The sequence below is a fragment of the Actinomyces timonensis DSM 23838 genome (assembly GCF_000295095.1).
GTDB classification, from domain to species: Bacteria; Actinomycetota; Actinomycetes; order Actinomycetales; family Actinomycetaceae; genus Actinomyces; species Actinomyces timonensis.
The window spans coordinates 473,975-493,559 of the sequence record NZ_JH806633.1; the positions used below are offsets into that span (position 1 = coordinate 473,975).

Sequence of the window (19,585 nt, forward strand, 5' to 3'; positions counted from 1 at the left end):
GGGGCGAGCCGCCCGGGTCAGCCCTCCCCGTGGAGCGACAGGGCCCGGCCCCACAGCTCCTCGGCGTGCGCGCGCCGTGAGCGGTGCCGGGCGCGCGTGATGAGGAGACCGACGAGCATCGTCAGGGCGATCGCCGCGGCCATGACGGCAACGCTGATGTGATTGGCGCGCGCCACCTCCGCCGCGGTCGGCACCAGATCGCCACTGGACGGCGGGAGGGTGGCAAGACCAAGCGAGCGCCCGCACAGCGCGTAGATGAGGCCAGCGGCGAAGCCAACGAAGAACGCGCGCTCAGGCGCCCGCCAGAGGTCCTCCCGGTGCCGCGCCTCGCACCAGCCATGAAGATCCGCTAGGTCGAGCTCCTCCATCCGCACACGCCAGGCGCCGCTCGGCGACACGACTGTGCGGGGGAAAGCGGCGATGACAGGATCCGCTTTTCTGAGGAAGAGGAACACGATGCCGATGGCAAGACTGGCGAGGGGCGCGCTCCCAGATATCGCTGAGCCGTCCAGCCCCTCGAGGACAGGTGACAGGACGAGCGCGAGTGGCACCGAGAGCACGGCGAGAAGCAACGCGAGGATCTTCATGCGATCGCGGATGCGGGGCGGGCCGACGATGCCGTCGGCACCAGGAGCCTCGGCGCTGACGATTCCGTCGGAGGGCGTGCTGCTCCTGGGCGCGCCCGATGGCGGGTAGAGGAGAAGATCGCAGCGCATTCCGGCGTCGATCTCCCTGGGGCGCGACGTTCCCGGAGCCGCGCCCGTGGCTCTGGTGAGCGCCTGGCGAAGAAGGAGCCACTGGCCCTCTGCTGCCCAAGGGGGCGTTCGTAGCACCCAGGCCCTCCTCGATGTGGCCACCGCCATGACAACGCATGCGAGCGCGAAGAAGCCCAACAGGATCACCGCCATCACGGGTGAGTCGCTCAGATCCGTCCCGGGAGCGCCGAAGGGGCCGCGGCCGCTCATGGTCGCGGGTACGATCGCGGCGCCGCTGATGAAGAACAACACGGACTCGCCAAGCGCCACCAGCGCCGGGCGCGGGATAGATCTGCTGCGCGCGTGGCCGCGCGGCTTGAAGGCGCTGCGGGCTCGCTCGACGGCATCGTGGATCGCCTGGGCATCGCCATCAGGCGCCAGCACGGTGAGGCGCTCGGGAACAAGAGGAATCCTGCTCGCCGCGCCGAGCCCGGACTCGTAGCTCTCGGTCACCCTGATCTTCTTGCGCCCCATAGTGGTGATCTCCTGGCGGGCTTCGACCTCGGCGACTCGCGCGGGGACACGTTGGGTGACGGAGACGATGACGCCGTGGGGCGTGGTGTGGTCCTCCACGGTGATGGTCGGCAGGCGCCAGGCCGGCAGTGGCTTTCCGACGGCGTTAGGAGGTGGGTGCTCGGGCGCGCTCATCGTCTCGTGCTTCTCCTGGCAGGGGACAGGACCGCCCCGAGCATAAGGGCGCGCGAGCATTCGCGGTGGGAATCTCCCGGGTCAGCGCTCCCCGTCGAGTGACAGGGCCCGGCCCCACAACTCCTCGGCGTGTGCGGGACTGACGGCCCAGGAGCAGGTGCGGGGGAGACAGGCGCCCGCGCCAGCGCTCATCGGCCGTGAGCCGAGACGCGCCGGGTCCAAGGGCCCGCTCTTGGGATGGGCACCGGGTACGGGATAGCCTGGTCCGGCCCACAGCAGAAACAGCCGGCCCGGTCCGAGGACGGACCCGCGCCCGGCCCCCGTGAGAGGACTCCCATGGCACGTGTCACCATCGTCGGCGGAGGCTACGGCGGCATCACGCTGGCCAAGGCGCTCGACGACGTCGCCGAGGTCACCCTGGTCGAGCAGAAGGACGCCTTCGTCCACCACGCCGCCTCCCTGCGCGCGGCGGTGGACCGGGAGTGGTCGGAGAGGATCTTCCTCCCCTACGACAAGCTCCTGACCAACGGCCGCGTCGTGCGCGGCACCGCCATGGCGGTCAAGGGCACCACCGTCCAGGTCTCCGGCGAGGGCGACATCCAGGCCGACCACCTCGTGCTCGCCACCGGCACCAACTACCCGTTCCCCGCCAAGCACCTGGAGTCCACGGCGGCGATCGCCAAGGCACGCATCGAGCGCGTGCGCACCTCCTTGGAGTCCGCCAAGCGCGCCCTCATCCTGGGAGCGGGCGCCGTCGGCCTGGAGTTCGCCGGCGAGCTCACCTCCGCCTTCCCGGACCTGCGTGTGACGATCGTCGAGGCCGGCCCCACGATCCTCCCGCAGGGCGACTACAAGGCCGAGCTGCGCGACTCGATCGCCGCCCAGCTGGCCGAGCGCGGCGTCGAGATCATCACCGGGGACACCCTGGCCTACCTCCCGCCCATCGACATCGGCGGCCTCGCCCCCTTCCGCGTGACCACCACCGGCGGGCGCACCATCGAGGCGGACATCTGGTTCCGCGCCTACGGGGCCTCGGCCGCCACGGGCTTCCTCGGTGAGGACTACGACGAGATCCGCCACTACAACGGCACGATCCGCGTGGATGACAAGATGCGGGTCATCGACCACCCCGGCGTGTGGGCCATCGGGGACATCGCCGACACCCGCGAGTCCGACCGCGCCCAGCACGCCCGCGCCCACGCCGTCGTCGTCGCCCAGAACATCCAGGACATCATGGCCGGCCGCGAGCCCTCCGCCTCCTACACGCCCCAGTCGGACCTCGTCGTCCTGCCGCTGGGCCCCGTCGGTGGCGCCTCGCAGGTCCTCAAGGACGGGATGCGCGTGGTCGAGGGCCCGGAGTTCACCAACCGCATCAAGGGCGAGGACCTCTTCACCGAGAACCTCCGCAAGCAGCTCGGCCTGGCCGACTGACCCCTGGCCGAGCGCGAGCGCCCGGAGCGAGCGTCCTGGTCCCGCCACGTGCGGGGCAAGGACGCTGTTGTGGTGCGCGCCGCCGGGGGATGCCGGTAGGCTGGCGCCATGACGAACGACCCGCGGTCCGCGCTCAACCGACTCATCGCCGCCTTCGAGGCCCACCTCGACGCCGCCGCGACGGGCGACGAGAACTCGCCGGCCGTGGTCGCGGCGGAGAACGCCCTCCAGGACGCCTTCTTCACCTATGACGACGTCCTCTTCACCGCCTACGGCATCGAGCTCCCCTTCGACACCTACGACGGGGACGACGATGACGACGACATCGTCGAGATCGATGACGACGACATCGACGACGTCGACTATGACGACGATGAGGATGATGACGACGACTACGACGACGATGAGGACGACCAGCCCTCGCCCGTCCGCAGGGCCTGAGCGCCTGTAGCGGCGAGCGGTGCCGCCAGCCGCGTCGTCGTCGGATTCCCGCCGCGGCGGGGACTCCGGGGCTGGGGGCTCAGAACCTCTCGGGGTAGCCGACCTGCGGCGCGCTGACCTCCTCAAGGGCGTGGCGGATCTGCGGCGGGAGGTCGAGGTCCTGCGCCGAGAGCGCCCCCTGGAGCTGCGCCGGGGTGCGGGCGCCGACGATCGTGGAGGCGATGCCCTCGGCGTCGCGCGCCCAGGCGAGCGCCACCTCCACGGGCTTGCGGTCCAGGCCGGCGGCCGCCGTCGCCACCGACTCCACGATGCCCCGGTGCTGATCACCCAGGTACGCCGAGGCGTAGGAGCGCAGATGGGGGGAGGCGGCCCGCGAGTCCGCGGGGATCGTGGCCCGGTACTTGCCGCTGAGGACCCCCCGGCCCAGGGGCGCGTAGCCGATGACGCCGAACCCCATGGCCTCGGCGGCGGGGATGACCTCGCGCTCGATGCCGCGGTTGAGCAGGGAGTGCTCGACCTCGACGGCGGCCATGCCCGGCGCGCCGGGCCCCTCGGCGAGCAGGCTGGCGACGCGCGCGCTCGCCCACGCGGGATGGTTGGACAGGCCCACGTAGCGGGCGCGCCCGGAGGCGACGGCGCGGCGCAGGGCGTCGGCCGTCTCCTCCAGGGGCGTGGCGGGGTCGGGCACCTGGACGAGCCACAGGTCGAGGTGGTCGGTGCCCAGGTTCTCCAGGGTCGAGTCGAGGCTGTCGAGGAGCGTGCCGCGCGAGGCGTCGGCGCTGGCCGGCTCGCCGCCGGTGCGCCAGGTGCGCACGCCCGCCTTGGAGACGAGCACGAGGTCCTGGCGGTTGACGTAGTCGCGCAGGAGCGTGCCGATGGTGCGCTCGGCCAGGCCCTCGGTGTAGGTGGCGGCGGTGTCCAGGAGGGTGCCGCCGGCGTCGAGGAAGATCCCGAGCTGGTCCTTGGCCTCGACCTCGTCCGTGTCCCGTCCCCAGGTCATCGTCCCGAGGCCGACGGCGGACACGCGCAGGCCGGTGCGGCCCAGTCTCCTGTACTCCATGCCGCCAAAGGTACCTGCCCCGGGGCCTGGCTCCGCTACTTGCGCACGGTCATGGTCCAGGAGGCGGGGCCGACGGTCTCGAACTCGGTGACGGTGTAGCCGTTCTTGGCGGCCCAGGCGGGGAGGGTCTCCGTGCCCTGGGTGCAGTCGAAGGCGATGACGAGCTCGTCGCCGGCGTCGAGGTCCTCCATGGCCTCCTCCGCCTCGATGACGGGGAAGGGGCAGACCTGGCCGTTGGTCTCGAGAATGGTGCGCATGATGGGTCCTTTCAGTGTGGTTGAGGGAGCGGCGCGGTCGTGGGCGCCGTCGTCGGGTGGATCAGGCGGGGACGGGCGCGGGCGCGGCCTCGCGGGCGGGGGTGGGCTCGGCGTCGGCGGCCGCTGATGCGCGGGCGGCTCGGGCGGCGCGCCGCTTCTGGCGGGGGCGGATGAGGAGGACCCAGGCGGCGGCGCCGACTCCGAGGATCTGGAAGACGAGCGCGATCCAGCCCTGCCAGGACAGCAGGGAGGTCTGCACGAGGGCGTTGCCGATGGAGCAGCCGCCGGCCCATGCGGCGCCGACGCCCATGAGGAGGCCGCCGAGGATGGAGCGGATGATGATGGTGGCGTCGGGGACGCGCACGCGGAACTCGCCGGAGGCCTTGGCGGCGATGTAGGAGCCGAGGAGGATGCCCAGGACGAGGAGGACGCCCCAGTCGAAGCGGCTCGTGTCCCCGGTGACGATGACGCCGATGAGGTTGGCCGACGGCGTCGTGATGCCCAGGCCGTCCTCGCGGCCGGTGGCCCAGGACAGGGGCCAGGCGGCGGCCGCGACGATCCCGACGACGGCGCCGGTGGCAAGGGGGTTCCAGCGCTTCTCGAGGAGCAGGTGGGCCACGCCAGTGCGGCGGGCGGTCAGGGCGAACTGTGGGCCGCGCGCGGCGGTCAGGCGCAGCTGCCTGCGGGCCAGGAGGGCGACGCCGGCGGCGAGGGCGGCGACTCCCACCCACTGGGGCAGGTGGAGCGTGGCGGGGATAGTGGTGAGCTCGGTGGTCCACAGGCCCTTCACCCAGCGGGTGGGGCCGGCGAGGATGCCGGTCTTGGCCGCGGCGGCGGACAGGGCGTAGGCGATGAGGGCGAACCAGGAGCCGACGAGGCCTTCTCCGGCGCGGTAGTAGGTGCCGGTGGCGCAGCCTCCCGCGAGGACGATGCCGACCCCGAAGAGGAGGGAGCCGACGGCGGTGGCGACGACGGACAGCTGGGGCGCTTCGGGGGCGATGGCGCCGGTGAGGGTGAGCGCGAGGACGCCGACGGCCTGGATGGCGATGGCGACGAGGAAGGCGGTGAGCCAGAAGGAGGATCGCGAGACCCAGAGGTCGCGGAACGCGCCGGTGATGCAGAAGCGCCCGCGCTGGAGGATGAAGCCGAGGGCGGCTCCGGTGAGGAGGCCGGTGATGATCATGGGGGTCCTTCCTGGGGCGGCCGCTGGTGCGGCGCCTGGCTTGGTGGGAGGGCCCGGGTGACGAGCGGTGCGGCGTCGGAGCGCGGGGGCGCTGGGATGCGGCGGTGGTGCCGCGGTGACGCAGTGATGACGCGCGGCGCGGTCAGGGCTCGCGGGGGCGCACGGTGCCGTCACCCGGGGGTCGGGTGGGCGGTGTGCCTGGTCCGGGGAGGCCGCTGTTCGGGCGCGGGTGGCGCGCGGCGGCCGGTGAGGGGCGGTGCTTGGCGGGTGCCGGTGGGTGTGCCGGTCGGGGTTGCCGGTGGTGTGGCCGCGCCTCAGATCGCCTGGACCAGGCAGCGCATACACATGGCAACCCCGCCGAGGGCGGTGCGGTTGCGGCGTGCGTGGTCCGTGCTCATGCGATCGTCCGTTCAGTCGTGGCGCCGCGACCTGCGGCGCCGTGCCCGGACGTTATCGGTGCGGCCGCCGCCGTGGCAAGCCGCGTCCACGTGACCCCGCGCACTGGGCGGGCTGGATCATGGGAGAAGGGCCCAGTACTGCTTACGAGCGGGCATGGCGTGAATGATCAGTTCATCGCCGCTTTCGAAGACGAGCACAATGATCTCGAGGAGTCGAGTATGAGTATCGAACCCAAGGCGTAGTTCTCGACGCGGCCAATCATCATCGTCAAGTGGTTCGATCCACTGGGACCAGTATGCGGCGTGGGTTGCGTCGTCGGCTGAGATCCCGTGCTTCAGAGCACTGTCGTGTACTTTCATGCGGCATAGGCGCTGAGTGCTTGGCGGATCGCCTCGGAACGCGAGATCTGCTGCTGGCTCGCGATGGCATCGAGGGCGGCGATCTCATCTGAACTCAGCCTGACGGCGACGACTTGCATGGGTTGGGCGCCTCTGCCTGGCCGACCGCGACCGCGTCGCTGCATCTCGTCGACGTCGTACCCTGCCTCGGCCTCAGCGACCCACTGTGCGATCTGGTCTTCAGTAACCACAGAAATATCGTATAACGAAAATGGGATCGATGGAATACGGCATAGCCGGGAGGCACCGCCCTAAGCGTTCAATCGCCGAGCGGGCTGGCCGTGTCAGCGGGGGCCTGAGCCGGAGGTGCTGGCACGGGCGGTGAGGAGGCGGGCGACGCCGTCGTCCGGCAGTGGGGGAGTCTCGCCGCCGAAGAGGGGGCAGTGGGTCTGGAAGGCGCACCAGTTGCACAGGGGCCCGCGCTTGGGGGCGAAGTCGCCGGCGTTGGCGCAGTCCTCGATCTCGTCCCAGATGCGAGCCAGGCGCGTCTCGGTGGCTTGGAGCTCGGGCAGGCGGGGGTCATGGGTGAGGGTGCGGCCGTCCTTGAGGTAGAGGAGTTGGAGGCGGGCGGGGGCCTGGCCGCGCAGGCGCCATAGGACGAGCCCGTAGAAGCGCATCTGGAACAGCGCCTCCTCCTGGAACCTGGGGGAGGGGGACTTGCCGGTCTTGTAGTCGACAACGCGCATGGCGCCGTCGGGGGCGATGTCGAGGCGGTCGACGAAGCCGCGGATGAGCAGGCCGTCGGCGACCTCGGTCTCCACGAAGAGCTCGCGCTCGGCGGGGGCGAGGCGCTGCGGGTTCTCCATGTGGAAGTAGGAGGAGATGAGGTCGCGAGACTCGCCGAGCCAGGTGTCGATCTGCGCGGGCTCCTCGAACAGGCCCATGACCTCGGGGCTCTTGGCGCGGTGCGCCTCCCACTGCTCGGGCAGCATGGCGATGGCGGCGTCCGGCGTGCGCTCGCGCGCTGGTAGGTCGTAGAGGCGCTCGAGGATCGCGTGGACGAGCGTGCCCTTGTGGGTGGCGAGCGAGCCGGGCTCGGTGAGGCCGTCCACGGTGCGCAGGCGGAAGAGCAGCGGGCACTGGAGGAAGTCCTTCGCGCGCGACGGCGAGAGCGCCGCCCGGCGCGGCCCCTTGCGCGCGGGCCGCCTGGAGCCCGGCCCCGTGGCCCGGGAGCGGGCGGTGGCCGGGGTGGCGGGCGCCGCAGGGGAGGGCGCGGGGGAAGGAGGCGCTGCGGAGGCTGTGCCGTCTGCTGTCATGGTGGCACCGTACCCCGGGCCACTGACACGAATCCGGGCGGGCTTGGCGGGGCTGCGGGTGCGTGGGTGACAGTGCGGGCTGGAAACTCGCGCCGCGATGGCCTCGATTCCATCACAAAGACTGGGATCGCTGATATGAAATTGCCGCGTGCGGGCGGTCTCATGCAAGATTATGCTGCACATGGTTTTCGCTGAAGACCGAATGCTTAGATTGTTGAGGAGAATCATGGAAACTGCTTCCATCACCGCCTGGACCTTCCAGGCTGAAGTTCCCATCCCCCCGGAGGTCGGTCAGCTCCTCGTCGAAGGAGAGCGACCCTGGGCTGCCTACAGGACATTTCGTGATACCGCGATCTTCACGTCGAAGCGCCTGATTGTCAAGGATTCGCAAGGGATAACGGGCAGGAAAATCGAGATGTATTCCCTTCCTTACTCGGCGATCAATATGTGGTCCTCAGAGAACGCTGGTACGTTGGATTTCAATGCTGAGATCGAGATGTGGACCCGTGCTGGCCACATCAAGATCAAACTCGGCAAGGGAGTCGATGTCAGGAAGCTTGACCAGCTGATCGGACACGCCGTCCTCAACAGCGGTCACTGACGAGTAGCGTGCCCCCGCCGGACGCCGTCGGCTGAGGGGAGCGGGCCCCGGTAGTCTCGGGCGCATGTCACCTGCAGCCACGCGCAACGGGGAGATGACCCTGGGACGGGTCGGCGGAGCGCCCGTCGTCGTCTCCTCCACCTCCCTGCTCCTCGGACTCATCATCGCCGCCTCCTGGTACCCGCTGGTCAACAGCTCTCTCGGGTACCTCGGCATCGTCGTTGTTCTGGGAACCGTGGCCGCCACCGTCATCGGCGTCGCCATCTCCATCCTCCTCCACGAGCTCGCCCACGGCCTCACCGGCGCCGCCCTCGGCCGCCCACCCATCCGCTACGAACTGCTCCTGTGGGGCGGGCGCACCAGCTTCGGCCCGGCCCGCCGCGCCTGGTCGCCCTGGCGCGACGCCGCCTGCTCCCTCGCCGGCCCCGCCACCAACGCCCTCCTCTGGATTGCCGGCCGCACCGCGCTCGACTCCGGCGCCATCACCACCCCCGCCATCTACGTCGCCACCTGGGCCATCACCTGGCTCAACCTCGCCCTCGCCGTCTTCAACGCCCTGCCCGCCCTTCCCCTCGATGGCGGACAGGCCCTCGCCTCCCTCATCACCCAAGCCACAGGCAACCGCGCCGCCGGACTCAAAACCGCCTCCTGGGGCGGGCTCGCCGTCGTCGCCGGAATCACCTGGCTCTACCTCCTCCAACCCCTCCTCATCGACCACCACCGCCCCAGCTCCACCAGCCTCATCCTCGCCGCCATGGTCGGCTGGACCATCGGCTCCACCAGCTGGCGCGTCCTCGGCCTCGGAGGCGCCCAGCGCGCCGCCGCCCGCCTCGACCTGCGCACCCTCACCCGCCCCATCGCCACACTCCCCGCCGCCACCACGCTCGCCAGCGTCCGCGCCGCGCTCGACGACGGCGCCGCCCTCGCCCTCGTCGTCGACGGCCCCAACCTCCTCGGCACCATCGACGCCCCCGGCCTCGCCGAGCTGGGGGCAGTGGGGGACGACGTCACCGCCGACCAGGTCTGCACCGTCCTACCCGCCGCCGCCATCACCACGAGCCTCACCGGCCAGGACGCCGCCAACGCCCTCAAAGCCGCGCGCGCCGTCTCCCGCTGGCTCATCGTTGTCGACAACGGGCGCATGGCAGGCGCCGTCCCCACCGGAGCCCGCTGACCACGACCCATGAGCACACCCCGCAGCCCCGAGGCCCGCATCACCGTCGGCCTCATCATCGCCCTCGCCATCCAGAACGCCGTGCCGCCCTTCGCCACGGACATGTACTCGCCCGCCTTCCCCCAAGTGGCCGCCGACCTCGGCGCCTCCGCCACCGCCGTCGGGCTCACCCTCACCGCCTTCTTCATCGGCATGGGCACCGGCCAGCTCGTGGGCGGCACCGCCTCCGACCGCTACGGGCGCCGCCACCCCATGATCACCGGCGGGCTCATCTGCACCCTCGGCGGCATCGTCTGCGCCCTCGCCCCCGGCATCGGCATCCTCCTGGCCGGGCGGCTCCTCCAAGGATTCGGCGGGGGAGTGGCCTCCGTCGTCGGGCGGGCCGTCCTCGTCGACGTCGCCCACGGCGACCGCCTCGCCCGCATCATGTCCATCCTCATGGCCGTCGGCGGCCTCGCGCCCATGCTCGCGCCCGTCACCGGCAGCGCCGTCCTCTCCCTGTCGACCTGGCGGATGATTTTCTGGTGCCTCGCCGGATTCGGGCTGCTCATGATGGCCATGGCCGCCCTCGTCATCCCCGAGACCCTGGCACCCGCGGATCGCCAGCGCGGGGGACTGCGCCGATTCGCCGCCGGATTCGCCGAGCTCGTGCGCCACAAGCGATTCATGGGCTACATGCTCACCTCCGCGTTCTCCGGCTTCGCGATGTTCGCCTACATCTCCGCCTCCTCCTTCGTGCTGCAGGAGATCAAGGGACTCACCCCCATGCAGTACTCCGTCTTCTTCGGATGCACCGCCGGGGCCAACATGCTCATGGCGCTGACCAACTCCCGGCTCGTGGGGCGCGCACCGTCAGAAAGGCGCCTGCCCGGGGCGTGAGGGCCGCGATTGACCTGTGGGCTGCGGGAGGAGGAGCCGTCATTCCTCATAGATGACATCGAGGACGTCCTGCCCTCGGGAGACGAGGACGGCGCCATCAGCGATCTCCGGAGGAAGATGACGACGCTGCTTTTCGCTGGTCAGGCAGGTCCTGCATCCCTGGGGGACGATGATCCAATCGGCGTCCCGCGCGGCCTCGACGAGGTAATCGAAGACCAGACCGCTATGAATATGAGTCAGTGCGGCGCCATCGTCGTCCGGGTAGAACTCGACCGATCCGTCGGGCATGGCGAGATTGCCTGATTCGTCCATGAACCATTGCAGGCGGGAGAGAAAAGCGTCGCCGCCTCCAGGCCTCCCGCCTTGATTCTTGACTCCGAAGGTGAAGATGAAGAAGGACACCTGGATACTTCACCACGCCGACCTGGGCTCTTGCTGGATGCCGTCTTGGGGGAGTGCTGGTGCACGGCGTTGGCGTGCGGGCCGCGCCCCGGGAGAAATGGCCAGGTTTGAGGATTGCTTTCCTGAATCGCTGTGGTTGATGGATCAAGGACCGCATGATTCTGCGGATCTGCTCACTGGCTGGTGGCCGCGGGAGAAAAGCAATCCTCAAACCTGGCCAACTCCGCTGGGGAGGGGCGCTCAGCGCTGTGACAGGAGTGGCGGATGTGAATCAGGCCCGGTCTCGCCGTGCTGATCGCCCGGTTTCGCCGTGCTGTTCGCCCGGTCTCGGCAAGAGGGGCGGGCTGGGAGGAGGGAAGAGGTGAGGGGGAGGGGGCGCTTAGACTGGGGGCGATGAGCGAGCAGGACACTCCCAAGCCTCAGGCCGGCCCGAAGCTCCCCCCGCGCCACGTCACCCAGGAGGTCCTGGGCCAGGCCGGGCGGCGCGGCCCCTTCCAGTACGGGGAGCGCATCCAGGTCACCGACGTCAAGGGCGCCAAGAACACCTTCCACCTCCACCCGCAGGGCTACTTCCAGTCCGTGCGCGGCTCCTTCCACCACCGCGACGTCGTCGGCAAGGAGGAGGGCGCCGTCCTCACCACCGAGTCCGGCCACGAGCTCCTCCTCCTGCGCCCCCTGCTCGCCGACTACGTCCTGTCCATGCCCCGAGGCGCCCAGGTCGTCTACGCCAAGGACTCCGGCCAGATCATCGCGATGGGCGACATCTTCCCCGGCGCCCGCGTCCTCGAGGCCGGCGTCGGCTCCGGGGCCCTGACCATGAACCTCCTGTCCGCCATCGGGGAGACCGGGCACCTCATGTCCATCGAGCGGCGCGAGGACTTCGCCGCCATCGCCGCCTCCAACGTCGACTCCTGGTTCGGCCGCCACCACCCCGCCTGGGAGCTGCGCACCGGCGATTTCAACGACGTCGTCGCCGCCCGCGTCGAGGACGCCTCCATCGACCGCGTCGTCCTGGACATGCTCGCCCCCTGGGAGAACATCGAGGCCGCCGCCCGCGCGCTCGCCCCCGGTGGCCTCTTCCTCGCCTACGTCGCCACCACCACCCAGATGTCCCGGACCGTCGAGGCCCTGCGCCACTCCCTCCTCTTCACCGAGCCCGAGGCATGGGAGTCCATGGTGCGCACCTGGAACGTCGACGGCCTGTCCGTGCGCCCCGACCACCGCATGGTCGCCCACACCGGCTTCCTCCTCACCGCCCGCCGCCTCGCCCCCGGCAGCGCGCCCCTGACCCGCAAGCGCCCGCCCGCGCGCGGCGCCTACGACGACGGCGGCTACTGGATCCCCGAGGACGTGCGCGAGCGCACCAGCACGGACAAGAAAGTGCGCCGCGTCCTGCGCGACTGCCGCGCCAAACAGCCCGACGACGCCACCCCCGTCCTGCCCGGCGTGCCCAGCTGCAGCGCCCCCAGCGTCGACAGTGCTGACGGTGCCGCCGGTGCTGGCAGTGCTGTGAACGCCGACGCCGCCCAGGAGCCCCACGATGACTGACGCCGCCAACCTGGGCATGCCCGCCCCCTCCTTCACCAGCCACCAGCTGCGCGAGGCCCGCGCCGAGGCCATCTCCCTGGCAGAGAAGAACGAGCGCCTCACCCGCGCTCTCACCGCCGCCCGCGAGCGGATCGCCGAGCTCGGCACCCAGCTCGACGCCGTCACCCACCCGCCCGTCACCCTCGCCCTCCTCACCGGCCTCCACACCCGCCCCGGCCAGGACGACGACGAGGCCCCGCCCGCCAGCGCCCCCTCTGAGGGCGCCGCAGCAGCCCCCGCCCCCGAGGCCCTCGTGCTCCTCGGCGGGCGGACCATGAGCCTCGGCCTGCGCCCCGGCCTCGACCCCGTCGACCTGCGCGTCGGCCAGCTCGTCGCCGTCAACGACGCCATGCTCGTCGTCGACGCCCTGCCTGAGCCCGACACCGGCGAGGCCGTCATCCTCGACGAGGTCCTCGATGACACCCGCGCACTCGTCACCACCGGCTCCGGCGCCACCCGCGTCCTGCGCCTCGGCGGCGCCCTCGACGCCAGCACCCTCGCCCCCGGCGCCACGCTGGCCGCCGACCTGCGCGCCGACGTCGCCACCGCCGTCATCGAGCGCACGAGCGTCGAGCAGCTCGTCGTCGCCGAGACCCCGGATGTCACCTGGGAGGACATCGGTGGCCTCGGCCCCCAGATCCAGGCGATCCGCGATGCCCTCGAGCTGCCCTTCACCCACCCCGACCTCTACCGCGCCTACGGCCTGCGCGCCCCCAAGGGGCTCCTCCTCTACGGCCCGCCCGGCTGCGGAAAGACCCTCATCGCCAAGGCCGTCGCCACCTCGCTCGCCGCCGGCGGGGAGGGGCCCGACGGCGCCCGCGCCACCGGCCGCACCGCCGCCTTCCTCAACATCAAGGGCCCTGAGCTGCTCAGCAAGTTCGTCGGGGAGACCGAGCGTCAGATCCGCGCCATCTTCGAGCAGGCCCGCAAGGCCGCCGCCGAGGACCGGCCCGTCGTCATCTTCTTCGATGAGATGGAGGCCCTCTTCCGCACCCGCGGCACCGGGGTCTCCAGCGACGTCGAGACCATGATCGTCCCGCAGGTGCTCTCCGAGATCGACGGTGTGGAGTCCCTGCGCAACGTCGTCATCATCGGCGCCTCCAACCGGGAGGACATGATCGACCCCGCCATCTTGCGCCCCGGCCGCCTCGACGTGAAGATCCGCGTCTCGCGCCCCGACGCCGCCCAGGCCCTCGACATCCTTGCCCGCCACCTCACCGCGGACCTGCCCCTGGACGCCGCCGAGCTCGCCGCCCACGACGGCGACCGCGAGGCCACCGCCGCCGCCATGCGCGCCGCCGCCGTCGACGCCCTCTACGCCCGCACGCCCGCCACCGCCGTCCTCGAGGTCGTCTACGCCTCCGGCGCTACCCGCACCCTGCACCTCGGCGACCTCGTCAGTGGGGCGATGCTCGCCCAGATCGTCGCCCGTGCCAAGACCACCGCCATCAAGGATGAGCTCTCGGGCGGTACCGGTGGGCTCTCCACCGCACGCGTGCTGGACGCCGTCGCCGCGGAGGCCCGTCAGAACGAGGAGATCACCGGCGCCACCAGCCCCGAGGGCTGGGCCAGGCTCGTCGGCACCCACTCCGAGCCGATCCGCAGCGCGCGGCGCCTCCTCGCCAGCGCCACCGACGGCGGCGCCCCCGCTGGCAGTGCCGGCAGCGCCGCGCCCCGCAGCATCTCCAGTCCGGCGCCGTCGCCTGAGACGCGGGAGAACGCATGACCCCCACCGCCCCCGCCTCGGCCCCCAGCGGGCCGGGCGCTTCCTGCCCCGCACCGGGCGCCTTCGGCCCCACCACGCGGCCCGTCGGCGTCGAGACCGAGTACGGCGTCACCGAGCCCGGTAACTCCTACGCCAACCCCGTCGTCCTCTCCAGCCTCATCGTCGACGCCTACGCCGCGCGGTCCCGCCCGGGCCTGCCCGGCGCCGCCCCGGTGACCTGGGACTACGAGGGGGAGGACCCCCTGGCGGACCTGCGCGGCGGCCGCATCGACCGCGCCGCCGCCCACCCCAGCCAGCTCACCGACGACCCCACCGCCCCCGCCCCCTCCGGGGACGCCCCGCTCGCCCCGCCCTGGGGGACCCGCCCTCGGCCCAGCGCCGAGGAGGCAGCCCTGCCCAGGGCCACGACGGCCGTCCTCGCCAACGGGGCGCGCCTCTACGTGGACCATGCCCACCCCGAGTACTCGGCCCCCGAGGCCCTCACCCCCATGGACGCCCTGGCCTGGGACCGCGCCGGCGAGGTCATCGCCCGGCGCGCCATGGAGGCGCGGGCCCGCTCCGGCGGCCCCGAGATCGTCCTGTACAAGAACAACACCGACGGCAAGGGCGCCGCCTACGGCACCCACGAGAACTACCTCGTGCGCCGCGACCTGCCCTTCGACACCCTCGCCGCCGCCCTCACGCCCTTCCTCATGACCCGGCCGATCATCGTCGGCGCGGGGCGCGTGGGGCTGGGGGAGCGCAGCGAGCGGCCCGGCTTCCAGATGAGCCAGCGCGCCGACTTCATCGGCTGCGCCATCGGCCTGCAGACCACCTTCAACCGGCCCATCGTCAACACCCGCGACGAGCCCCATGCCGACGCCGCCCTCTACCGGCGCCTCCACGTCATCAACGGCGACGCCAACCGCTTCGACGTCCCCGGCTACCTCAAGGCCGCCACCACCGACCTCCTCCTGTGGTTCCTGGAGCGCTGCCACGAGCGCGGCGAGGGCCTCGGCGCGCTGGCGCCCCTGCGGATCGAGGGAGACCCCGTCGAGCAGCAGTGGGCCCTCTCTCATGACACCTCCCTGGCCTACGAGCTCACCACCCAGGGCGGTCCCATGAGCGCCCTCGCCATCCAGCGCGCGCACCTGGAGACCATCACCGCCGCGCTCGACGCCGACTTCGGCGGCACCGGCCCCGGGAGCCTCGGCGAGGAGACTGCCCGGGCGCTGGCCCTGTGGGAGGAATCGCTGGGCCTCCTCGAGGCGATCGCTGCGGCGCCGGGCGATCTTCAGGCGCTGGCGGCCGCCGCCCCTATGATCGAGTGGGCCGCCAAGATGCAGCTCTGCGAGGGCCTGCGCGCCCGCTCCGGCACCGGCTGGGAGGACCCGCGCCTGGCCGCCCTCGACATCACCTGGGGCGATCTGCGCGCGGGATCGATCGTCGATCGCCTCGACGCCGCGGGCCGCATTCGCCGCCTCGTCGATCCCGCCAGCGTCGAAGCCGCCGCCGACATTCCGCCGGCCGGCACGCGTGCCGCCGTGCGGGGGCGCGCGATCGCCACGATCCCAGAGGTGGCCGCCGCCTCGTGGACCAGCCTCGTCATCGACGCCCCCCAGCGCTCCCGGCTCGTCCGAGTCGCCCTGCCGGGCGCCGTCGCCGTCACCGAGGCCGAGACTGAGGCACTTCTCACGGCGATTGGGAACGCGGCCCGTGGTGGGGGAGACTGGGCCCCGTGACCGCCCGTCACTCCCGACCCACCCGCCCCATCCGTTGGGCCAACGCGAAGGAACGCTCATGACCAGCCAGGACGCGCAGCAGATCCGGCCCTCCGGCGGCGAGGGCGACGCCGGCGCCGCGGCCACCGGCGCGGGCGGCCAGGTCCAGACCAGCGGGGTCGACGCGATCCTCGACGAGATCGACTCCGTCCTGGAGACCAACGCCGCGGCCTTCGTCCAGGGATTCGTCCAGAAGGGCGGTCAGTGAGTGGACCCGGCGGCTGACAGCGAGCGCCGCCCGCCATCCCGGCGGATCATCGGCATCGAGACCGAGTACGGCATCACCTGCGCCTCCACCACCGGCGGCGCGGCGCCGCTCGACGCCGATCACGCCGCGCGCGAGCTCTTCGCCCCCGTCATCGCCTCCCACCGCTCCTCCAACGTCTTCACCCGGGGAGGCGCGCGCCTCTACCTCGACGTCGGCTCCCACCCCGAGTTCGCCACCGCCGAGTGCGACCGCCTCGCCGACCTCCTCGCCCAGGACCGCGCCGGCGAGCTCACCATGGCGGACCTGGCCTCCCAGGCCAACGCCCGCCTCGAAGCCGCTGGCGTCCCCGGGCGCATCCACCTGCTGAAGAACAACCTCGACGCCGAGGGGAGCGGCTTCGGCTGCCACGAGAACTACCTCGTCCACCGCCGCGGCGACTTCTGGAACGACGCCCGCACCCTCGTCCCGCACCTGGTCACCCGCCAGATCCTCGTCGGCGCCGGGCATATCCTCCCCGCCGATCCGGCTACCGGCGCTCCCGCCCGCTACGTCTTCTCCCAGCGCGCCGACCAGATGCACGACGCCGTCTCCTCGGCCACCACCCGCACCCGCCCCCTCATCAACACCCGCGACGAGCCCCACGCCGACGCCGAGCTCTACCGGCGCATGCACGTGATCGTCGGGGACTCCAACATCGCCCAGGGCTCCACCCTCCTCAAGACCGGGGCCATGGACCTCCTCCTGGACTACCTCGAGTCCGGGGGAGACCTGGCGGACCTCGAGCTCGCCGAGCCCATGCGCGCCATCCGGGACACCTGCCACGACCTCACCGGGACCGCGCTGCTGGAGCGCAAGGACGGCCGCACCATCACCGCCCTCGACCTGCAGGGCGAGCACCTGGCGCGGGTTCGCGCCCACGCCGACGCCGAGCTCGACCTCAGCCCCCTCCAGGCCGCCGTCCTCGACCTGTGGGAGCGCGGCCTGGAGGCCCTGCGCGCCCAGGACCCGGGCGCCGTGGCCACCGAGCTTGACTGGGCCGCCAAGCACCAGCTCCTCACCCGCTACGCCGAGCGCGCGGGCACCGGGCTCGACGACCCGCGCGTCACCCGCCTCGTCCTGGCCTACCACGATGTCAGCCCCGAGGAGGGACTGCGCCCGCGCCTCGAGGCCGCCGGGATGCTGCGCCGCTACGTCGACGACGACGCCTGCCGCGCCGCGATCACCACGCCGCCAGCCACCACGCGGGCCGCCCTGCGGGGCGCGGCGATCGGCCTGGCCGAGGACCTGCGCGCCGACCTCGCCGCCGACTGGGTCAACCTCCGCCTCGACGCTGGCTCCGGCGGGCAGCCCGTGCCGGCGATCGCGCTTCGCGATCCCTTCGCCACCCACGACGAGAGAGTCGATACCCTCATCTCCTCCTTGAACGCGATGAGGCGCCGTCCCGTGGCGGATTCCCTCCCGGGCGCCCGAGAGGTCCCCCTATGACGAACCACGATGACAACGACGGGCTCGAGAGCACCCGCCCGCTGACCCGCCGTGAGCGCCGGGGACTGGAGCGGCTGGGCGAGGCGCAGGCCGAGCGCCGTGCGGCGGAGTTCCGCGCTGAGCAGCAGAGGAAGACCGCGGAGCGGCGAGCCGCCGAGGAGGCCCGCCTGAGGGCCCAGCGCGCTGAGGCCGCCCGCATCGAGGAGGCCCGCGCCGAGGCCGCGCGCCAGGAGGCACAGCGCCAGGAGGCCGAGAGGCTGGCCGCGCAGCGCCTCGCTGCCCAGCGGCGTGCCGCTGAAGAGGCCCGTCGTCTGGAGGCCGCGCGGGCGGAGGCGGCCCGCGCCGAGGCCGCGCGCCTGGAGGCGCAGCGCCGAGAAGCCGAGCGCCGGGAGGCTCAACGACTCGAGGCCCAGCGCCGGGAGGCCGAGAGGCTGCAGGCCGAGCGCCTCGCGACGCAGCGCCGGGTCGCGCAGGAGGCCCAACGCCGTGAGGCTGAGCGGGCGGAGGCGGCCCGCGCCGAGGCCGCGCGCCTGGAGGCGCAGCGACTCGAGGCCCAGCGCCGGGAGGAGTCCCGCGCGCAGGCCGCCAGGATCGAGGCCGCGCGCCTGGCCGCCGAGGCCCAAGCCCCTGAGCCCCCGTCATCCGCCCCCCACTACTCCATGCCTCCGGCTTCCGAGGGCCAGCACCCCCGGAGCCTGGCTGGCCGCTGGCGCAGCGCCTCCGACGGCGCCCCGGCGGACGCGGGGGCGGAGGACTACTCCTCGGCGCCCTTGCGGCCCATGGAGCCCATTGAGTCCACGGACTCCGCAGGGGCCTCGGAGCCGCCCCCCACCACAGGAGGGCAGCGGGCGCTCGGCGCAGCGCTCAACCGGTCCCGGCCCAGGGGCCGCGCGGCCCTCATCCTCATCAGCCTCGCGGTGGCCGCGATCATCATCATCCCGCTCGCCCTGTCCACCATGAACGGCAAGTCGCCAGCCAGCAGGGGAGCGGCGAGCTCCGTCGCCTCCACTATGCTCCCGGCGGACACCCCGCTGGACCAGGCGATGAGCGTGTCCGGGCGCGTCGGCGCCACACCGGTGGTCAAGCTGACGGCGCCGCTCAGCGCGCCGTCCTCCCTCATCACGGACACACTCATCACCGGCGAGGGCCGCACCCTCCAAGCCGGGGACGCCGCGCTGCTCTCCATCGCGACCTTCTCCGGCACGGACGGGACGAACACGACCTCGCCCGGCGCCGATTCCTCGGGCGATGAGCACACCGGCCGCCGCCTGGTGAGCGTGAGCGTCGACCAGGCCTCCCTCAACGACCTCACCGACATCATCACCGGCACCACCGAGGGCACCCGGCTCGTCCTGCGCGGCCCGCTCGTCGTCGATGGCACGCCGTCGACGGAGATCACCGTCATCGACGTCCTGCCGACCACCGCCTCGGGCACCGAGGTCGCGCCCGCGGCGGGCATGCCCACCGTCACCCCGGGCGACGCCGGAGCGCTCACGCTCTCCACCTCCGGGCTCCCCGCCCCCACGCGCTCCACCGCCGCCATGCTCATCCAGGGCACAGGGGAGCAGGTCCACTCCGACAGCCGCATCATCGCCCGCGTCCAGGCCGTCTCCTGGGCCGACGGGAGCGTCATCACCGACGACTACGGCGCCACGGCCCTGCCGATCGCCGTCGACATGAGCAACGCCAAGACCTACGCAGGACTGAGGAACCACCTCGTGGATGTACCGGTGGGCAGCCGGATGGTCCTCGCCCTGCCCGCCGACCAGGCCCGGGGTGACAGGCCCGTCGCCGTCGTCGTCGATATCCTCGCCATCGAGGATCCCAAGGCCAGTGCCTCAGGCGCGAGCCCGGGCGCCACGCCGACCGTCGGCACCGATCCCGAGATATCGAGCGCCGCGCCCACGACCGCCGCGGCCGGGAACTGACACGGCC

Annotated in this window: 18 protein-coding genes; 11 read left to right on the forward strand and 7 right to left on the reverse strand. The window is 72.2% G+C overall.

Annotated features, from left to right (window positions below; translation table 11 throughout):
* Window positions 1–17: 17 nt before the first annotated feature.
* Window positions 18–1,403, reverse strand: coding sequence for a hypothetical protein (locus A1QA_RS0108575; RefSeq protein ID WP_017178500.1), 1,386 nt, complete (start codon window positions 1,401–1,403; stop codon window positions 18–20).
* A 336-nt stretch (window positions 1,404–1,739) separates the two neighbouring features.
* On the opposite strand from A1QA_RS0108575, the gene A1QA_RS0108580 reads away from it, so the two are divergent.
* Both A1QA_RS0108580 and A1QA_RS0108585 read left to right on the forward strand, forming a co-directional pair.
* Window positions 1,740–2,834, forward strand: coding sequence for an NAD(P)/FAD-dependent oxidoreductase (locus A1QA_RS0108580; RefSeq protein WP_017178501.1), 1,095 nt, complete (start codon window positions 1,740–1,742; stop codon window positions 2,832–2,834).
* A 108-nt stretch (window positions 2,835–2,942) separates the two neighbouring features.
* Entirely contained in the window at window positions 2,943–3,275 is a 333-nt protein-coding gene (locus tag A1QA_RS0108585; protein ID WP_017178502.1) for a hypothetical protein, read from the forward strand.
* A 79-nt stretch (window positions 3,276–3,354) separates the two neighbouring features.
* Here A1QA_RS0108585 and A1QA_RS0108590 read toward each other — a convergent pair whose 3' ends face one another.
* The 5 genes from A1QA_RS0108590 to A1QA_RS0108610 form a co-directional block, all read right to left on the reverse strand.
* On the reverse strand, window positions 3,355–4,335 hold the full coding sequence (locus A1QA_RS0108590) for an aldo/keto reductase (RefSeq protein WP_017178503.1): 981 nt from the start codon (window positions 4,333–4,335) through the stop codon (window positions 3,355–3,357).
* A 35-nt stretch (window positions 4,336–4,370) separates the two neighbouring features.
* On the reverse strand, window positions 4,371–4,592 hold the full coding sequence (locus tag A1QA_RS0108595) for a sulfurtransferase TusA family protein (protein WP_017178504.1): 222 nt from the start codon (window positions 4,590–4,592) through the stop codon (window positions 4,371–4,373).
* 61 nt (window positions 4,593–4,653) lie between these two features.
* Complete coding sequence (locus A1QA_RS0108600) at window positions 4,654–5,775, reverse strand: YeeE/YedE family protein (protein ID WP_017178505.1); 1,122 nt, start codon at window positions 5,773–5,775, stop codon at window positions 4,654–4,656.
* A 754-nt stretch (window positions 5,776–6,529) separates the two neighbouring features.
* Window positions 6,530–6,763, reverse strand: a complete 234-nt coding sequence (locus A1QA_RS0108605; protein WP_017178506.1) for a ribbon-helix-helix protein, CopG family — start codon at window positions 6,761–6,763, stop codon at window positions 6,530–6,532.
* A 93-nt stretch (window positions 6,764–6,856) separates the two neighbouring features.
* Window positions 6,857–7,828: a RecB family exonuclease gene (locus A1QA_RS0108610; protein WP_017178507.1), complete on the reverse strand. Its 972-nt coding sequence runs from the start codon at window positions 7,826–7,828 to the stop codon at window positions 6,857–6,859.
* A 226-nt stretch (window positions 7,829–8,054) separates the two neighbouring features.
* Here A1QA_RS0108610 and A1QA_RS0108615 point away from each other — a divergent pair, with 226 nt between their 5' ends.
* From A1QA_RS0108615 to A1QA_RS0108625, 3 genes are all read left to right on the forward strand, one after another.
* Window positions 8,055–8,429, forward strand: coding sequence for a PH domain-containing protein (locus A1QA_RS0108615; protein WP_026048818.1), 375 nt, complete (start codon window positions 8,055–8,057; stop codon window positions 8,427–8,429).
* A gap of 64 nt (window positions 8,430–8,493) precedes the next feature.
* Window positions 8,494–9,603 carry a site-2 protease family protein gene (locus A1QA_RS0108620; RefSeq protein ID WP_026048819.1) on the forward strand — a complete coding sequence of 370 codons (1,110 nt, stop codon included), beginning with the start codon at window positions 8,494–8,496 and terminating at the stop codon, window positions 9,601–9,603.
* 9 nt (window positions 9,604–9,612) lie between these two features.
* Window positions 9,613–10,482, forward strand: coding sequence for a multidrug effflux MFS transporter (locus A1QA_RS0108625; protein ID WP_017178510.1), 870 nt, complete (start codon window positions 9,613–9,615; stop codon window positions 10,480–10,482).
* 39 nt (window positions 10,483–10,521) lie between these two features.
* Here A1QA_RS0108625 and A1QA_RS0108630 read toward each other — a convergent pair whose 3' ends face one another.
* Window positions 10,522–10,884 carry a hypothetical protein gene (locus A1QA_RS0108630; protein WP_017178511.1) on the reverse strand — a complete coding sequence of 121 codons (363 nt, stop codon included), beginning with the start codon at window positions 10,882–10,884 and terminating at the stop codon, window positions 10,522–10,524.
* Window positions 10,885–11,277: 393 nt separating this feature from the next.
* On the opposite strand from A1QA_RS0108630, the gene A1QA_RS0108635 reads away from it, so the two are divergent.
* From A1QA_RS0108635 to A1QA_RS15040, 6 genes are read left to right on the forward strand one after another with little or no spacing between them, the layout of a single operon-like run.
* Window positions 11,278–12,432 carry a tRNA (adenine-N1)-methyltransferase gene (locus tag A1QA_RS0108635; RefSeq protein WP_017178512.1) on the forward strand — a complete coding sequence of 385 codons (1,155 nt, stop codon included), beginning with the start codon at window positions 11,278–11,280 and terminating at the stop codon, window positions 12,430–12,432.
* Complete coding sequence (gene arc, locus A1QA_RS14095; RefSeq protein ID WP_017178513.1) at window positions 12,425–14,197, forward strand: proteasome ATPase; 1,773 nt, start codon at window positions 12,425–12,427, stop codon at window positions 14,195–14,197. Before A1QA_RS0108635 ends, arc begins: the two co-directional genes overlap by 8 nt.
* On the forward strand, window positions 14,194–15,918 hold the full coding sequence (locus A1QA_RS0108645) for a proteasome accessory factor PafA2 family protein (protein ID WP_017178514.1): 1,725 nt from the start codon (window positions 14,194–14,196) through the stop codon (window positions 15,916–15,918). The genes arc and A1QA_RS0108645 overlap by 4 nt, the downstream gene beginning before the upstream one ends.
* Window positions 15,919–15,976: 58 nt before the next feature.
* On the forward strand, window positions 15,977–16,165 hold the full coding sequence (locus A1QA_RS0108650) for a ubiquitin-like protein Pup (RefSeq protein WP_017178515.1): 189 nt from the start codon (window positions 15,977–15,979) through the stop codon (window positions 16,163–16,165).
* Window positions 16,166–17,650: a Pup--protein ligase gene (pafA, locus tag A1QA_RS0108655; RefSeq protein ID WP_017178516.1), complete on the forward strand. Its 1,485-nt coding sequence runs from the start codon at window positions 16,166–16,168 to the stop codon at window positions 17,648–17,650.
* The gene (locus tag A1QA_RS15040) at window positions 17,647–19,578 is read left to right on the forward strand and encodes an FKBP-type peptidyl-prolyl cis-trans isomerase (protein WP_017178517.1); all 1,932 of its coding nucleotides are present in this window, start codon (window positions 17,647–17,649) and stop codon (window positions 19,576–19,578) included. Before pafA ends, A1QA_RS15040 begins: the two co-directional genes overlap by 4 nt.
* Window positions 19,579–19,585: the final 7 nt, after the last annotated feature.

Bases quoted from the DNA above. Each gene is read 5' to 3' on its own strand.
- A1QA_RS0108575 (WP_017178500.1), bottom strand. From the start codon at position 1,403: ATGAGCGCGCCCGAGCACCCACCTCCTAACGCCGTCGGAAAGCCACTG.
- A1QA_RS0108580 (WP_017178501.1), top strand. From the start codon at position 1,740: ATGGCACGTGTCACCATCGTCGGCGGAGGCTACGGCGGCATCACGCTG.
- A1QA_RS0108585 (WP_017178502.1), top strand. From the start codon at position 2,943: ATGACGAACGACCCGCGGTCCGCGCTCAACCGACTCATCGCCGCCTTC.
- A1QA_RS0108590 (WP_017178503.1), bottom strand. From the start codon at position 4,335: ATGGAGTACAGGAGACTGGGCCGCACCGGCCTGCGCGTGTCCGCCGTC.
- A1QA_RS0108595 (WP_017178504.1), bottom strand. From the start codon at position 4,592: ATGCGCACCATTCTCGAGACCAACGGCCAGGTCTGCCCCTTCCCCGTC.
- A1QA_RS0108600 (WP_017178505.1), bottom strand. From the start codon at position 5,775: ATGATCATCACCGGCCTCCTCACCGGAGCCGCCCTCGGCTTCATCCTC.
- A1QA_RS0108610 (WP_017178507.1), bottom strand. From the start codon at position 7,828: ATGACAGCAGACGGCACAGCCTCCGCAGCGCCTCCTTCCCCCGCGCCC.
- A1QA_RS0108615 (WP_026048818.1), top strand. From the start codon at position 8,055: ATGGAAACTGCTTCCATCACCGCCTGGACCTTCCAGGCTGAAGTTCCC.
- A1QA_RS0108620 (WP_026048819.1), top strand. From the start codon at position 8,494: ATGTCACCTGCAGCCACGCGCAACGGGGAGATGACCCTGGGACGGGTC.
- A1QA_RS0108625 (WP_017178510.1), top strand. From the start codon at position 9,613: ATGAGCACACCCCGCAGCCCCGAGGCCCGCATCACCGTCGGCCTCATC.
- A1QA_RS0108635 (WP_017178512.1), top strand. From the start codon at position 11,278: ATGAGCGAGCAGGACACTCCCAAGCCTCAGGCCGGCCCGAAGCTCCCC.
- arc (WP_017178513.1), top strand. From the start codon at position 12,425: ATGACTGACGCCGCCAACCTGGGCATGCCCGCCCCCTCCTTCACCAGC.
- A1QA_RS0108645 (WP_017178514.1), top strand. From the start codon at position 14,194: ATGACCCCCACCGCCCCCGCCTCGGCCCCCAGCGGGCCGGGCGCTTCC.
- A1QA_RS0108650 (WP_017178515.1), top strand. From the start codon at position 15,977: ATGACCAGCCAGGACGCGCAGCAGATCCGGCCCTCCGGCGGCGAGGGC.
- A1QA_RS15040 (WP_017178517.1), top strand. From the start codon at position 17,647: ATGACGAACCACGATGACAACGACGGGCTCGAGAGCACCCGCCCGCTG.